This is a genomic window from Prosthecobacter sp., assembly GCF_014879935.1.
GTDB lineage: Bacteria > Verrucomicrobiota > Verrucomicrobiia > Verrucomicrobiales > Verrucomicrobiaceae > Prosthecobacter.
Map to the genome: position 1 here is coordinate 35,524 of NZ_JACSRD010000183.1, position 16,280 is coordinate 51,803.

Annotated in this window: 11 protein-coding genes and 1 pseudogene; 4 read left to right on the forward strand and 8 right to left on the reverse strand. The window is 62.1% G+C overall.

All coding sequences use genetic code 11. From position 1 onward, the window contains the following. The first annotated feature begins 86 nt into the window (after positions 1–86). The 3 genes from IAE77_RS19875 to IAE77_RS19885 all read left to right on the forward strand — a co-directional run bounded on the left by IAE77_RS19875 (position 87) and on the right by IAE77_RS19885 (position 3,590). Positions 87–686, forward strand: coding sequence for a helix-turn-helix domain-containing protein (locus IAE77_RS19875; protein WP_294230462.1), 600 nt, complete (start codon positions 87–89; stop codon positions 684–686). A gap of 1 nt (position 687) precedes the next feature. After that, entirely contained in the window at positions 688–1,017 is a 330-nt protein-coding gene (locus IAE77_RS19880) for a hypothetical protein (RefSeq protein WP_294230464.1), read from the forward strand. Between the two features lie 92 nt (positions 1,018–1,109). After that, positions 1,110–3,590, forward strand: a complete 2,481-nt coding sequence (locus IAE77_RS19885; protein WP_294230466.1) for a glycosyltransferase — start codon at positions 1,110–1,112, stop codon at positions 3,588–3,590. A gap of 320 nt (positions 3,591–3,910) precedes the next feature. On the opposite strand, the gene IAE77_RS19890 is transcribed toward IAE77_RS19885, so the two are convergent. Continuing rightward, positions 3,911–4,549, reverse strand: coding sequence for a VTT domain-containing protein (locus tag IAE77_RS19890; protein WP_294230469.1), 639 nt, complete (start codon positions 4,547–4,549; stop codon positions 3,911–3,913). Between the two features lie 118 nt (positions 4,550–4,667). Between IAE77_RS19890 and IAE77_RS19895 the strand changes: the two genes are divergently transcribed. Next, positions 4,668–7,400: a PQQ-binding-like beta-propeller repeat protein gene (locus IAE77_RS19895; protein WP_294230472.1), complete on the forward strand. Its 2,733-nt coding sequence runs from the start codon at positions 4,668–4,670 to the stop codon at positions 7,398–7,400. A gap of 31 nt (positions 7,401–7,431) precedes the next feature. On the opposite strand, the gene IAE77_RS19900 is transcribed toward IAE77_RS19895, so the two are convergent. From IAE77_RS19900 to IAE77_RS19930, 7 genes and pseudogenes are all read right to left on the reverse strand, one after another. Continuing rightward, positions 7,432–8,421 (reverse strand): hypothetical protein, encoded by a 990-nt coding sequence (locus tag IAE77_RS19900; RefSeq protein ID WP_294230475.1) that lies wholly within the window; start codon positions 8,419–8,421, stop codon positions 7,432–7,434. A 3-nt stretch (positions 8,422–8,424) separates the two neighbouring features. Next, positions 8,425–9,879, reverse strand: a complete 1,455-nt coding sequence (locus IAE77_RS19905) for a DUF1501 domain-containing protein (protein ID WP_294230478.1) — start codon at positions 9,877–9,879, stop codon at positions 8,425–8,427. 52 nt (positions 9,880–9,931) lie between these two features. Next, positions 9,932–11,347 (reverse strand): DUF1501 domain-containing protein, encoded by a 1,416-nt coding sequence (locus tag IAE77_RS19910; RefSeq protein WP_294230481.1) that lies wholly within the window; start codon positions 11,345–11,347, stop codon positions 9,932–9,934. 16 nt (positions 11,348–11,363) lie between these two features. Beyond that, the gene (locus IAE77_RS19915) at positions 11,364–12,302 is read right to left on the reverse strand and encodes a toll/interleukin-1 receptor domain-containing protein (RefSeq protein WP_294230484.1); all 939 of its coding nucleotides are present in this window, start codon (positions 12,300–12,302) and stop codon (positions 11,364–11,366) included. A gap of 23 nt (positions 12,303–12,325) precedes the next feature. Then, positions 12,326–14,392 carry a PSD1 and planctomycete cytochrome C domain-containing protein gene (locus tag IAE77_RS19920; protein WP_294230487.1) on the reverse strand — a complete coding sequence of 689 codons (2,067 nt, stop codon included), beginning with the start codon at positions 14,390–14,392 and terminating at the stop codon, positions 12,326–12,328. After that, positions 14,389–15,306 carry an aminotransferase class IV gene (locus IAE77_RS19925; protein WP_294230490.1) on the reverse strand — a complete coding sequence of 306 codons (918 nt, stop codon included), beginning with the start codon at positions 15,304–15,306 and terminating at the stop codon, positions 14,389–14,391. The genes IAE77_RS19920 and IAE77_RS19925 overlap by 4 nt, the downstream gene beginning before the upstream one ends. Next, positions 15,303–16,280, reverse strand: a pseudogene (locus IAE77_RS19930) (lysophospholipase); the annotation flags it as partial. The gene IAE77_RS19925 and the pseudogene IAE77_RS19930, both read right to left, overlap by 4 nt.

Genomic DNA, 16,280 nt, shown 5'->3' on the forward strand with positions numbered 1-16,280 from the left:
TTTCTGCCATTGGCGCAGTCAAGGATCAGGGCAACCCTGAAAAAATATTCATCGCGCCGGGCGGGACCGGTGTCACAGTCACGGCCATGCCAGCCGCCTTTGGACAGATGCTCACGGAAGCCCGCGAATCACGCGGCCTGTCCATCGAGGACGCCTCGTTCGAGACGCGCATCCCCGTGGCGAGGCTGCGGCTGCTGGAGTCGGGGAATCTGGCCGCGTTTGGCAGCATGACCTACGCGCGCTCCTTCATCCGCCGCTACAGCGAGTACCTGGAGGTGGATGCAGCAGACATGCTGGAGGATCTGCCCGCCGGTGTGCTGGGCGGTGAGCGGGATTATCGTTACCTCACCCAGTCGCACGGGCCGTGGCTGCGTGAGCATGGCACCACGGCGGTGAGTGCGGTGAAGGCCACCGGAGGTTTGAATGTCATCAAATCGCCGCTGCCGGCCGCGATTGCCGTGTTTGTGCTCATCCTGGCCGGGACGGCCATGTGGGGGAAGCACATGGCTGACATCCATCGCCTGGAGCAGGCGCAACCGGCGGAGACCGAGTCCACAAGCCCCTCCAAGTCGAATCCCGCCATGGACGGCAGCGCGGCGGGCACCGTGGCATTGAAGGCGAAGGCACCGGTGACGAAGCAGATTGATTTCCCGGTGTCCGTGCGTAAGGCCATGCCCGTTGACTGACATGACTGGATCGCAAACACCGACTCAAGCAAAGCACGGCTGGATCGAGCCGCTCGTCTGGAGCCTCGTCTTCGTGGCCGGCATCGTGATTGCCGCCGTGGTGAACACCACCGCGCGCGAGATCATCCTGCAGGGGGTCGGTTATCTCTTCGCGTTCTTTTCCACGCCGTTCGTGCTGGAGGCCAGCGTGGCCTTCATCGGCCTGTGTGCCGTGTTGATCATCAACAGCCGCCGCATCGCGAAGGAAGGCGACGGCTGGGTGATGATGGAGGTGAAGAATGCCGAGACGGAGGCGGACAAGACCGCTGACGAGTCGAAACCGGACGCGTGAGCCGGCCGTGCTGAATCCGGCTGGCTTTGCGGGCGTCTTTGTTTCAACGTCGCCGCCCCGCAATGTCCACCGCCTCCCCGCCATCCCCGATCATGCCCGCGTCCGGTGGACCGCGGCTCATGACGGCGGGCAAATACCTCCGGCCGGGTGATGACAGGTCCTTTTTCATGCGTGGCATCAGCTACGGGCCGTTCAAGCCGAACAGCCGTGACGAGCCTTTCCCCGAGGACGCCCGTCTGTCCGCCGATCTGCGGCACATCACGGCTCTCGGCTTCAACACGGTGCGGATTTACGATCTTCCCACGGCCACGTTGCTGCGGGAGGTGGCGGCGCTCGGGCTTCGTTTGATCGTCGGTGTGCCCTGGATGGAACATGTGGATTTCCTGTCTGACCGGGCCTTGCGATGCGAAATCCATACACGCATCACCGACGCGGCGAGGCAACTGCGCGATCATGCCTGCGTCGCGGCGATCCTGGTCGGCAATGAGATCGAAAAGACGCTGGTGCGCTGGATGGGGCCGCGACGGGTGCGTGATTTCATCGAGAGCCTGATCGAATCCGCACGACGTGAGGCGCCGCGGACACTCATCAGCTACGCCACTTATCCCTCCACCGAGTATCTGGTGCCGCGCAACGCCGACTTCCTGGCGGTGAATGTTTACCTGGAGGAGAGGGAGGCGTTCACGGCCTGCCTTTCACGCCTGCAAAACCTCGCCGGGAACAAGCCGCTCATCATCACCGAGTTCGGGATCGATGTGAACGCGCACGGGGAGCAGCGGCAGGCGGAGGTCATGCGCTGGCAGCACGATTGTCTGCTGCGAAACGGCTGCGCAGGCGGCGTCTGGTTCGCCTACACCGATGAATGGCATCGCGGCGGGAGTGATGTCACCGGCTGGAGCTTTGGCATCACCGATCAGGAACGGCACGAACGGCCCGCCTGTGCGGTGGCACCCGATCTGGGCGACAAGCTGGCACCGCCGCCGAACCCGCCACGCATCTCTGTGGTCGTCTGCACGCGCAATGGCGACCACACGCTGCCCGCCTGCCTCGAATCCTTGATGGCGCAAAACTATCCCGACTACGAGGTGATCGTGATCGACGATGGCTCGCGGGACGCCACGGCGGAGCTCACCCGGCGTTTTGCTTTGGTGCGCTACCGGCATCAGGAGCATGCGGGACTGAGCGTCGCCCGGAATCTCGGCGCGGATCTCGCCAGCGGCTCCATCATTGCCTACACTGACGACGACTGCATGGCGCATCCGGACTGGCTGCTGCATCTGAGTCATGCGTTTCAGGAACCGGGTGTGGTGGCCGCCGGCGGGCCGAACATCCCGCCGCCGCCACGCAATCGTGTGGAACGGGTGGTGGCAGCGGCTCCGGGAGCGCCCGCACACGTGCTGCTGAGCGACACGGAGGCGGAGCATCTGCCCGGTTGCAACCTGGCCATCCGCAAGGACGCGCTCAGCCGCATCGGCGGTTTCCGTGCGGAATTCACCGCCGCCGGTGATGATGTGGACGTGTGCTGGCGCCTGCGTGAGCAAGGCCTGCTGCGTTTTGTCCCCGGGGCCATGGTCTGGCATCACCGCCGTTTCACGGTGAAGGCTTATTTGAACCAGCAACGCGGCTACGGTCATGCCGAGGCATTGCTGATGAAGGCGCATCCTGGAAGGTTCGGCCCGCTCGGCGGCGCCCGCTGGCGCGGCGGCATCTATGGTGACCGTCTTCCCGCCGACCGTCCGGTCGAAGGCAGCATCTTCCACGGTCCCTTCGGCCTGGGCGCCTTCCAGACGATCTACGCCACACCTGCCTTCCGCTGGTGGGAGTGGCTGACCGGCCTGCTGTGGATCGCCGTGATGCTCGCGGCCTTCTTCGCCCGTCAGCCGTGGGCCGGCGTGGCCGCGCTGGGGTTTGCCATGTGGGCCGCGTGGCGTGTCAGCCGGCACAATGCGAACACGGCCGGCCTCCATGAGACGCCGGACCGTCTGCTGCTGTGGATGCTGTGCTGGGTGCAGCCGGTGGTGCGCGAGTGGGCGCGGCTGCGTGGCATGGTGAAACTCGGCGCACGGCCGAGCTGGAAGCCCGTGCTGCCAGAGATCGTGCCGCCTGAACTGCCGCACAAGCATGCCATCCGGCTCGGCACGCTGGCCTTCTGGAGCGAGACGGGCGTGGCACGCGAGGCCTGGCTCGATGAGATGCGGCGCAGCCTCAAGACCTCCCATGTCATCTTCCGGCAGGATGACGGCTGGCGCTGGTTTGACATCGAACTGTGGCCGAATCACGAGCTGTCGCGCGCGTTTGTCACTGTCACCGAATATCACGGCGGCGGGCGTTGCCTCACCTGCGTCCGCCTCATGCTGCGGGTGCGGCGTGGGCTCGGGTGGAATGTGCTGTTGTGGTTCATCGTGGCCACGATCCTGATGGCGGCAGGATTGCAGACCGTCATGCTGCTGGGCATCGCTGCCGTGCTGGCCGTCGCAGTGCTCATTCCGCTCGGAGCCTGGATGATCCGCCGCGAGATGCGGAAGCTTGCCCGCGACGCGGCCAAGGCGGCCGGTTTGAGCGAGATGCGTTAGAACGTGTTGGACGACCTGGATGGTCATATGCGCCAACGGCGCATGACTCCTCAGCCCAGGATGAAATCCTGGGGACCGCGTCCACCCGACACCGCGTCTGGAAGCCAGCCCTGCAAGGGCGGCACTCGACACCGTGCTCCCGCTGTCATCATCCATCCGAACGATCCCCCTGAGTCGAGTCCCGCCCTTGCAGGGCTTCACCCCAAGCGCAAGAGCGGTCGTTTCTTCCAAACCCAGGGCTCCGCCCATGGGCTGAGGAATGCCGCGCCGTTGGCGCTGCCCTTCTGCAACAGGCTGTGAGAGACAGTTTCAAACACCGCCTAGCGTTTCAACACACGCGCGGCCCCCAGCCACAGCAGCACGGGCACAAAGCAGCTCAAAACGATCGCCCACGCGGGCTCGCTCTGGCCCAGATCACCAATCGCGGCAAACACGAAGCCCGTGGGCACCGATCCACACGCCAAGGCCGGCAGAAACACGCGCCTGCGCATGCGTGACAGCCCCGCCAGACAGGCCACCGCCTCCGGCAGCACCGGCATCCAGCGCGACAGCGCCACCAGCCAGCCGCCGTGGCGTTCGAACACCTCTTCGCCCCGGCGCAGGCCTTCCTCGCCTGCGATCCATCGCGCCGCCGGCCGTCCCACCCAGTAACATGCCGCATACGCCACCATTCCCGACAGCATCGATCCGGCGGCGCAGATCAGGCCGCCGGTCCACCAGCCGTACTTCCAGCCCAGCGCCGACATCACCACCGTGGATGGCACGGGCAGCACGATGTCTGCGATCAAGAGAATGATCCCCGCCGCCCACGCCCAGCTTCCGTAGCCTTCCATCCACTGCCGTGTGCCTTCCAGGCTCAGCGTCGCATCAAAACGCGCGCCCCAGATGACAAACGGCACGATGATACCCGTCAGGATGATGACGATCAGGTAGATGAGCGAGCGGTTGCCTCGGGTCATGCCTCCCAAGTCGGCCAGCAAGCCGCTCAAGGCAAGGGCGGTCGCGGCTCCCCAACCCGCTGTCTGCAAAACGCGAACACGGCACAAGTTCGTCCATGGCCCTTCGTATTCTCTCGCCATGAAGCGCCTGTTTTTGCCTCTCGCCCTCGTTTTCAGCCTCACTGCCTCCGCGGAGGACTGGCCGCAGTTCATGTTCAATGCCGCGCACAGCGGCAATGCGGCGCAAATCGACCTCGATGTCGAGAAACTCGGCCTGCAAGGCGCGGTGGCGATGACGGATGGTATTTACACGTCGCCAGTGGTCGCGAGCGGCAAGGTGTATGTGGTCGATGGATCGGGCTGCGCGGCTTGTTTTGATGCGAAGACGCTCAAGGAACTCTGGCGCTTCCAAAGCAAGGGCGGGAAGCAAAACGTCAACAACGTCAGTTCGCCTGCCATCGCGGGAAAATGGCTGCATTTCGGCACCACGGCGGGTTTTTACTACGTGCTGGATCGCGACAGCGGCGCCGTGGTGGCCGAGATCGACTGCGGCGAGCCGATTTTCAGCACGCCAGTCGTCGCGAAGGATCGCGTGTATGTCGCCACGCTCGGGGCGCAGGTGCTGGCGATGACGTTTGAAGGCAAACAGCTCTGGAAGTGGGATTTCGTGAAGGAAGTCGTCGGCTTCGATGGCAATCGCTGGAGCGGCGAGTCCTGGGCCGCGTTTTGCGAGAAACGCATGCTCGCCACGCTCAAACCGGGCACCAAGCCGACCTCCAGCGATGGTCGCGTGACGTGGAAGGACCACTTCGTGTGCTCGCGGGACATTTGTTTGATCAAAGGCAACATTGTCGTCATTCCCGCTGGTGGTCGCACGCTCTTCCTTGAAGACACCGGCACCGCACCGAAGCTCAAAGCCACCGGCGAGATCCCCGAGTGGTCCGGCAAGGAATTCCCCGCCACCTTCGGCCAAAGCGCGGATGACGACGGCAACGTCTATGTCCAATGGCATCGCCGCGACAACGCCGGTCGCGTGGACATCATGCGCCTCGAAGGCGACACGCTCAAAACCGGCGACTTCGTCCCTGGAACGGACACGAACATCCGCATGGATGGCCTGCTGAGCTTTTCGCCCGTGGCGATTCGTGGGAAGGATGTGTTTCGTGTGAAGCCGGAGACGGATCGCGGGCTCATTCGGCACAACATGAGCACGAAGGAGATGAAGACGCTCAGTGGAGTTGGAGCCATCGCGCCGCCGGTGCTAACGAAGCGGCATGTGATCTTTGGCGGGCTGGATGGTCGCGTGCATGTGATTGATCTTCAATCAGGTCAACAAGGTCAATTAGGTCAACCAGGCGCGATCAAAGGTAGTGATACCATCAAGACGGGTGCCATCAGCGCCCCTGCCGCCATTTCCGACGGCAGACTATATGTGGCCGATGAAGGAGGCCGCCTCTTGGCTTTCAGCTCCACCCCATCACAGCTCCCAGCTGCCGATCCAAGACCGGAGACGCTTTCAACCATCCGCTCCCCGCTCACCGGCAAGCTCGCCGACGCCAAACACGACTGGTACACGAACTACGGCAACTTCGCTGGCCAGAACTCAAACAACCAGGACCTCAAGCCGCCGCTGCGCATGCGTTGGGCACGGCGTCTCGAAGGCACGGTGAAGCATCTGCCGGTTTGTGGTGGCGGGCGCATCTACACGCACACGGCGGAGGGTCAGATCATCGCGTGCGAGCAGGACACGGGGCGTTTGCTTTGGCGGAAGTGGTATCCGGACGTGTATCTGAGCTTCACGTCGCCGCTTTACATCGACGGCAAGCTGCTGGTGCCGCAGGCGGGCATGAAGAAGTCGTTTGTGCGCTGTCTTGATGCTGCGACGGGCAATCTGCTGTGGGAAGCGCCGTTCACCGGCAGTCCGAGTTGGAGCCGGCAGTTCCCGCCGGTCGTTGCGGGCAAGGTGGCGATCTATGCGAGCGGTAGCGGCGACTACGCGCCGCAAGGCAGCGAGAAGCCGTACACCTTTGGCGGGCCGCCCGTGGTGCCTGCGGATGGCAGCGAAGTGATGAGCTTCATCTATTCGAACGACAACCCGTACTACCCGAAGAACCATCATCCGCGCCTCTGGGCCTGGGATTTGGACACGGGCAAGGTCGTTTGGGAGAAGGACTTCTTCGAGTTCGGGCGCGGCGGCAATGACTGCGGCATCTGCATTCTCGATGGCAAGCTCTACTACAGCGTCTTTTTCGGCTACGATGCCGAGACGAAGCGGCGTCGCGGCCTGCCGGTCGAAAACAACGGCCTAACCTGCTGCATTGATCCCGCGACCGGCAAAGTGCTGTGGCAGACGAATGAATACTACGTCACCTCGAAGTGCACGCTCAGCGCCCGCGATGGAAAGCTCTACATCGGCGGCTACAACCGCGCGAAGCTCGGCACCGAGGACCGTCATGTGTGGTGTCTCGATTCCAATACCGGCAAACTCGTCTGGACGAGCGACGCAGTGACCTCCGCGCTGAATGTGGTGAGCGTGGGTGAGAAGTTCATGTTCTCCAACGCCCTGCGCGGCAAAGGCAATGTCTTCGATGCCGCCACCGGTAAGGTCATTTACAGCATCCAGACCAACTACGCCTGCTGCCGCTTCACGATGAGCGAACCGTATGTCCTCGGCGCGAACATGGACATGATCGACCTCTCGCAAGACGGCAAACTCGTGTCCACCGGCCCCGCCATCGACTCCCGCGAGTGCCTCGGTGCCGTGGTGAGCAACGGGCGCATCTTTTACACCTCGCAGGCGAGCGGATTCGTCGTGTCGCAGACGTATGGGCCGGAGTCGAAGGACCTGCCGCCAGCTTGGGAAGTGCGGTAAGACTGCTGCGCCATCGTCCTGGAGGCCCTCCTCACGGCTTCCAGTCTTCTGGCAGGTTCAGCGACCACACCTCGCTCGAAAGCGGCCGCGCATGGCCTCCCGCGATCCACAGTTTGTCCTGAAAGACGAACACCGAGTGCTCGTGCCTCGCTTTCCAGCAGTTCTTCGTCTCAAGGCGTTGCCAGTTCTTCCCATCGGCGCTGTGCCACACATCACCAAAGTTGTCCTTCTCCTTCGACCAGCCGCCCTGGACCCAGATTCGCCCGCGATACACCGCAGCGCTGAACCACAAACGCGGTTCCCATGGCGCGGCCTGTGTCTCGCAGGTCCAGGTCACGCCATCGCTCGATGACCACACGTCATTCTTCGCGTGATAGGCCGGCGTATAGTTCCCGCCGCCGAAAACATAGATCTTCTCGTTCAAAACGACCGCCTGGTGATACGCGCGCGGCGACCACGCGGCGCTCGCGGTCTCCTGTTTCCACGTTTTGCCATCCGCAGACGACCACACGTCGTTTTTGAGGCTCGAGTCATCTCCGAAGTAGTAATTCTCCGTGCCGCCGAGCAGCCACATGCGCCCCCGATGCTCCACCAGCCCAGCGGCGAGGCGCGGCGTCCATCCCGCGTTCGCGGTGACCTGTTCCCACGTCACGCCATCGCCCGAAGACCACACTTGATGGCTCGCAGAGTGCCCGGGCAGCCTGCCTTTGTGCCAGCCGCCCATGATCCACATCTTGTCGGCAAAGGTGAGGTTCATTGGCAGATCACTGTGCAGCCATGGGGCGCTCTTCTCGACCTGCTTCCACTCTTTGCCATCAGCCGACGCCCACACGTCACGCGGTGGCTCGGCATAGGACTGAAACCAGCCGCCGCCGATCCAGAGTTGGTCACGAAATACCCACTCAGCCTGCGAGTCCCGCGCCTGCCAGGGAGCCACGGCATCAAGCACCCAGTCGGGAGCCTTGTCCTGGGCCCGACACGTGAATGCAATCGCCAGGAGGCATGCGACAAGACGCTTCATGGATCAAAACAGTTCGCGGATCGCCTTTCCGCCGTCGGACAACGGCACTGCAACGCCGTTGGGTCGTTCGAGACGCTGGGTGTCGGGGAAGCCTAGTTTGCGGTAGATCGTCTCGGCATAATCATACGGCGTGTAGAGTGCGTCCGTCACATCGCCACCTTCGCGATCCGTGGCACCGATGACCGCCCCGCCGGGGCAGCCGGCTCCTGCGAACGCAATCGACATCGCACGCGCCCAATGATCGCGTCCACCGTTTTTGTTCATGCGCGGAGTGCGGCCCATTTCAGTGACGAAGCAGACGAGCGTCTGCTCCAGCAGGCCGCGTTGATGCATGTCCTCGATGAGCGCGCTGAATGAACGATCCAGGCTTGGCATCATCACGGGATGCGGCAGCCCATAGCGTTCTTGATTGCTGTTCCCCTGCGGTCCGCCGCATGGGCCGTTGTTGTAGATGCCTTCGTGGTGGTCCCAGTTCAGGAACACTCCGCCGGGCTGGCCGTAGCCGGGACGCTTCACATGCTCCGGCGGCTGGATGCAGGTCACGGTGACAAAACGCACGCCGGACTCAATCAAACGACGTCCGAGCAGGTAGCAGTTGCCCCGGTGATCGCGGCCGTAGCGGTCGCGTGTCGCATTGGACTCGCGTGAGAGGTCAAACGCCTGCTTCGCCTCCTCGCTGGTGAGCAGATCGAGCGCGTGCTGCGTGTTTCCCTTCATCACCTGCCCCGCCGTCGATTCCGCCACCGCCCCGACATCGAGTGACTCGAGCAAACGATGCCGCTCCAGCAGGCGCTCTCGTTGCAGGCCCTTCTGCAGTTCCAGCGAGCGCACTTTCCACTGTGGATCGCTGAGGTCTTCGCCCAGGCTTTTGGTGCCCAGCTTCCACGGAGCGCGGCTGGCGGGCAGGAATCCGGTGCTGGTGATCGCGTTTGGCATGTTGATACCGGGGCAAAAAATGTACCCCGGCATTTCAGGCCGCTCCGTGCCCATGAGTTCCGTCACCACGCAGCCGATGTCGGGAAAGTCGAAGGCGTTCGTATTGCGCCAGCCTTTGAAGAACTCCTGGCAGCACTCCTTGTGTCCCGCCGTCGGTGCGGAGGTCATGCTGCGCACCACTGCGAGCCGATGCGCCTGCTTCGCCGTCAGCGGCATCAGTTCCGAGAAATGCGTTCCCGGCACGCTCGTCGGGATCGGCTTGAAAGGCGACCGGTGATCCAGCAGAGCATCCGGCTTCGGATCAAACGAGTCCATCTGGCTGATGCCGCCCTCCTCATAAATCACCAGCACGCGTTTCGCCTGTCCTGCCATCGCGGCCTTCGACGAACTGCTGGCCCGTGCCTGCATCGCCAGCCATTCAGGAGCGCTGAAGCCAAGCACGCCCGCCGACAACGACTTCAGCAACCGCCGCCGTTCGGGGCTGGCAGCCCTCGTTTCACGCTGTTTGAGCCACAGATTCATCGGCGAGGAGTTACACCGTGAGAAGGCCGCTTGTTTCAAGATGAGGCAGTTCTCACGCCAGCGCTTTCGTCACCACGCGCCGTTCCTCGACGCCGGTGAGCCGCTGATCGAGGCCCTGATGATGAAAACTCAGTCGCGTGTGATCCACGCCCATGAGATGCAGGATCGTCGCGTGCAGATCGCTCACATGCACGCGATCCACGACCGCTTTGAAACCGAGTTCGTCTGTCGCGCCGATGGCCTGGCCGCCTTTCACACCCGCGCCGGCCATCCACATCGAAAAGCCATGCCAGTCGTGATCGCGGCCCGGCTTGCCCACGCCCTCACTGGTAGGCGTGCGGCCGAATTCACCGCCCCACACGAGCAGCGTCTCGTCCCACAGGCCGGTGCGCTTCAGATCGGCAATCAGCGCCGCGATGGGCTGGTCCGTCTCGCCCGCGTGCAGCGTGTGGTTCTTGATGCAGTCGTTGTGGCCGTCCCATGTGTCCTCGATGTGCCCGCCGCCGGAGTAGAGCTGGATGTAGCGCACGCCATTCTCGATGAGCCGACGCGTGATGAGGCACTTGCGGCCAAAGTCGGCCGTGAGCGGATGATTCAGGCCATACATCTCGCGCGTGGCGGCGGATTCGCGGTCGAGATCGACCACGACCATCGCCTCCGTCTGCATGCGATAGGCGAGTTCATACGATTCGATGCGCGCATTGAGTTCCGACTGCTCGGGATGCCGCGCGAGATGCTCTTCATTCAATGCTTTGAGCAAATCCAGGCTTCGCCGCTGCGTGCGGTCGCTCGTGCCCGGCGGCGTGGCGAGATCAAGCAAGGGCGAGCCACCGCTGCGAAACAACGTGCCCTGAAACGCCGCCGGCATGTAGCCCGCCGACCAGTTCGACGCGCTGCCGATCGGGCCGCCACGCGGATCGGTCATCACGACATAGCCAGGCAGGTTTTGATTCGTCGATCCCAGCCCGTAGCTCAACCACGAGCCGAGGCTCGGCTTGCCGATGAAGATGCTGCCGGTGTTCATCTGCAAACAACCCGACGCATGCGCCGCCGTGTCCGCATGCATCGAGCGGATCACGCACAAGTCGTCCGCATGCATCGCCGTGCGCGGAAACAGGCTGCTGATCGGCAAGCCACACTGCCCATGCTGCGTGAACTCAAACGGCGACGCCATCAGATGCCCCACCGCCCGCCCGTTCGATCCGACCTTTGCATCGCCCGTGTAGGGCTTGCCGTGAAACTTCTTCAGCATCGACTTCGGATCAAACGTGTCCACCTGTGACGGCCCGCCGTTCATGAACAAGAACACACAATGCTTCGCCTTCGCCGGAAAATGCCCCCACCTCTCCGTCAACGGCCCCGCCATCAAATCCGCCAACGCCAGACCGGCGAAGCCACCGGTGGCCCTCAGGAGAAACTCCCGGCGCTCGAGGCCGCACGGCGTTGGATTGGGAATGAAGCGGCTCATGGACATAGATGACCGGTTAACCATATGTGGGCTGCTCTTCACTCTGAACCTGAATTTCATGAGACAGCGTGTCGATGAAGTGTCCGGCTAGTTCATCGGTTCCATATCTGCGACTATCGTCTTCCGAAACCCAGATGACGTGTTTTGCGAAATCAAATGCAGGCTTGAAATCGAGAGTGCTGATCACGCCCCCTTGCTCATTGAAATGAGGCCGTGAGCTCAACACAACACGCATCCTCAAAACAGCTTCGTCGGCGTAGTTGCCTCCAAGGCCAATAAGCCTGACATCGGAAGTCAGGCGGTATGGGGCGCTGACGTCCATGCCGAATGGCCCAAGCAGCCGACATTGAAACTTAACCACTTCAGACTGCTCGGAGATCTCGTTCAAAGTCTTCTGAAGCACTTGGAACAACCGCTGCAACGCATCCTTGATCAGGTTAACGCCCTCTTCGTTGTGTAATAGAGTGAATGAGGTTTTCTTCTCCTTTAAAGATTGATCCAGCAGTTTGAATTTCTGGGCAGCGGTTCCAACGATCGTTAATTGCCTTTTCCGTTCGGACACATCAACAGCCAATCGGATTTCCTCGACGACTCTCGCGAGGCCTTCGTCTGCCGATACAGAAAGCCGTCCTCCGAGAATGGGAGAATACCCAGCTACATCTTCCGGGCTGAGTCCCTTCCGAACTGGTAGTATCACTTTCCTTGATGTTCCTTCGAGCGCGAACAGCCCATCCAATTCGGCTTTGGGCCACTTCTTCGAAAAGAAAGCTTGGCTAAGCACGACAACTCCGAAATCGCAAGATCTCAAGCCTTCGTCGATCTTTTGAAGGAGGCTGTCGCCGAGTGAAAGCTGATATGGCGCATACCAAACATCGAAAACTTTACCCAATTCGTTCGCCAGGGGCTCCACGAAGTCTTTTTGATCCTCTGAGGCATGTGAGATGAATAGCAGCATGGTCGCAAATTAATCGTAGGAGGTCACTCAGGATAAACAAACTCGTTCAAATTGAGAATCACGCGGCAGAGCTGTTCGAGTGACTCGTTTTGCAAAAACGTCCGCATCTTCGTCATCTCATCGTTTGATGGCTCCCGACATAGCGCAAGTCGCCACGCGAGGGTGATCTGTTTCGTGGCATCGTCGCCCGCTTCGCGTTTCAGACGGGCGGCGAAGTGCTTGGCCTGTTCGTTTACGAAGTCGCCATTGAAGAGCGTGAGGGCTTGTGGAGCGACGGTGGTGACCTGGCGTTGGGGGCAACTGCTCACGGTGTCGGCGAGGTCGAGCGTTTCGAGCATCGGCACGACGAGGCCGCGCTTGATGAAGGTGTAGATGCTGCGGCGCGAGGCCTCGCGCGCGTCGGAGGCCTTCCAGATCTTGTCTTTGTCGGTGTTTGCCTCCAGCGCAGCAGCAGGAATGGAGGGACGCATCGCCGGGCCAAAGCGCTTCGGATTGAGCTGGCCGCTGACGGCGAGGATCGAGTCGCGGATCGCCTCGGCCTCCAGACGTCGGTAGCGGTAGAGAGAAGGGCTAAGAGCGTAGGGCAAAGAGTCCGAAGCGCTCCTTGATGACGCGACAGCGGGATTGGACTCTCCGCCCTTTGCCCTTTGCCCTACGCTGCTGCTCTGCCACGCCCGGCTGGTCAGAATGAGGCGGTGCAGTTTCTTTAATGACCACTTCGCGTCATGCACGAACCAATGCGCCAGCCAGTCGAGCAGCTCAGGATGCGAGGGTGCCGCGCCCATGAGGCCGAAGTCGTTCGCGGTGCTCACGAGGCCCTGGCCGAAGTGCTGCTGCCACACGCGATTGACGATCACGCGTGCGGTGAGCGGGTTTTTCTCGCTCGCTATCCACTGCGCGAGGCCGAGGCGAGATTTCTGCGCGAGTCTTTCATTCAAGATGGACGGCGAGGCAGGCTCGACACGATCTCCCAACCGCGAGGGCGAGCCACGCAGCAGCACGTGCGTGAGCGGCGGGGTGCCTTCGACCTGTTTCCAGGTGTAAACCTCCGTGTCGTCGATCTTCACCGTCAGTTCCGTGCGTCCTTGGCGCGGGCGTTCGAGCGGATTGAAGACGGCGACGAGGCTGTAGTAGTCGCGCTGGCTCAGCGGCTCGAATTTGTGATCGTGGCAGCGTGCGCAGCCGATGGTGAGGCCGAGAAAGGCCTGCCCGGTCGTGCTCACGATGTCATCGAGCTGGTCGTAGCGATCCGTGGGCGGGTCCGCCGGCTCATCGTCCCAGTGCCCGAGCCGCAGAAAGCCGGTGGCGATGTGGGACTCCAGTGATTTGTCCGGCAACTCATCTCCGGCGATCTGCTCTATGACGAACCGATCAAAAGGTTTGTCCTTGTTGAGCGCTTCGATGACGTAGTCGCGGTAGCGCCACACGAACGGCTTCTCCGCATCGCGCTCGTAGCCGTTGGTGTCGGCATAGCGCACAACATCAAGCCAGTGCCGCGCCCAGCGCTCGCCGTATTCGGAGCGGGTGAGGATGTCGTCGATCACACGAACGAAAGCAGCGTCTGACGAGAAACGCGCCTGCTCTTCCAGAGCCGGTGGCAACCCGATGAGATCGAGAAACACACGTCGTAACAACGCATTCGGCGCCGCATGAGGTGCGGCCGCCTTTTCACCAAAGACAAACGCATCAATCGGATGCGCATGCGCTGACTTCGGCAGCTCAGGACGCTTCACCGGCCGAAACGCCCAGTGCTCGGATGGCTTCTTTGGAATGACTTCATCGCTCGGATAGGGCGCACCGGCCGCAATCCACTGCTGCAATGCGCCTATCTGCAACGGCGTGAGCCGCGCGCCTTCCGGTGGCATGCGCTCGGCTTCGTCGTGCGAGTTCACACGCTTCAGCAGCTCCTGATGCACGTCCTTCGAGATCAATGCGCCCGCATCGAGCCGAAGATCGCCTTTTTGCTTCACGGTGCCGTGGCAGGACACGCAGCGCTCTTTCAGCAGCGGCTTGATGTCCCTGGCGTAATCGACCGCCGCCAGCGGCGCTGGCGCGATGAACATGACAAAGAGATGTGCGACGCGATTCATGCAGATCCCAGAATCTGGGCCCCAATGTCCAAATCGACGTGGTCGCTCCACGCGGCGAGCATTTTCGTGAACCACGGCCCCGTTTTGCCATCGGCGATGGGCGTGGTGTTGATCCGCGTCACTGGTGCCATGCAGTAAGGCGTGGTCGTGAGCCAGGCTTCGTCGGCATTCACCACGTCGTAGGGCTGAAAATCGCGCTCGATGAACTCCATGCCGATCTTCGGCGCGAGTTCGCGCACGGTTTGCAGGCTCACGCCGCCGAGAATGTTCCGTGGTGAGGGCGAGATGATCGTTTTGCCCTTCACGATGACGAAATTCGAGCCTGCGCATTCGGTGACGTTGCCATCAAGGTCGAGCAGCAGCGTGATCGCACGCGGATCGACGGCCTGTGACTGCTTGTCGGCCAGCCACCAGTGCAGACGGCTGCGATTCTTCATCTTCGGCTCAATGCACTGCGGTGGAATGTGCCGGATCGACGGCGTGACGACATGCGCGCCTTCGGTGAACAGATGCCGCCACATCTCGAAGCGCAGCGGGAAGCTGTGGATGCAAATCGTGGGCTTCAGCGGCCCAGCCGAGCCTGCGCTGCCTGCATAGAGCGCATTTTCGCCCGGCGTGACGAAATGCACGATGCCGAGGTCCTCATCCGGGCCGAGCAATTTGCAGTTCGCCTCCGCGAGGTCGTTTGTCCGCGCCAGCATCTCCTCCGGCGTGAGCGGAATCATGATGCCAGAAAACTTCAGCGAGCGATACAACCTCGCCACATGCTCCTCTGCGCGAAACGGCCGATGCCGAAACGTGCGCGTCATCTCCGTCAGCGTTGCGCCGAGCACGATGCCGAGATCGTAGATGTTCAGCTTCGCCTGCGAGGCAGGCAGAAAGCGGTCATTCAGATAGACGATGGGTTCGCTCATGGGCTTGGCGGATTGGGTTTGGACCAGAGAATCCGCGCCACAAACGTCGCGCCCTCGGCACCACGGGCTTTGGAGTCCTTCATGAACATGCCTTCGCATACCGTCACCCAGGATTCGTGATCGTTGATGCGGGCGCAGCCAAAGTTGCCCAACTCCGCACCGCGCTCGGGCACCACGACCTTTTCGCTCGCGCGGACGATTTGAAGCTTCTCGGGATCGACACGGGCCATGAAGAGCGGCGCACGATGGCGGACGATATGGTCATTGTTCGCGCCGCGACGGGTATAGACGAGAAAAAGGCCGTCGCGATGCGCCAGCCAGTGCTGCTGCGTGTTGTAGCTGCCCAGTTCCGCGCCGTCGTCGAAGGTCCATGGTTTGGGCTCCGCGAAATGCAGTCCGTCATCGCTCACGCTGACGTAGCCACGCTCGTCGTTGCGCAGCGTGAGGTAGTAGCGACCGCCAAACGCGATCAAGGACGGCTCATAAAGCCCACGCGCCACGTCGAGGCGCAAAACATCGCCGTTTCGCTCATAGACGAGCTTTTCGCCGTCGAAGCGGCATTCGGCCACGGTCGTGCTGAAGCGATCTTTGGCGCTTTTGCCGATGTAGAGCGGCACGAGCAGCTTTCCGTCGTTTTTGACGACCCACTGCGCACAGGCGTTGCGGGCGAAGTTGAACTCATCATTCGCCGGCAGCTCCAAAACTTGCCACGGCGTCCATTTCGACGTTTTCGGGTCGAAGACGGCATACACGGTTTGGTGCGCTCGCTTCACGTCGTCGAGTTGCTTGCCCTTCGGGCTGTAGCGAACTCGGCAGCCGATGGCGAGAAGCTTACCGGTCTTATCATGCCAGCCCGGCGTCACATCCGCCACGCTGAGCGTCACACCATCCGTCTGCGGCTGCCAATCGATCTCCGGCGGCAGCGTTGGGCCGCTCCACGCGCCGTCCACGCCATCGCGCCGCATGAAATGCAG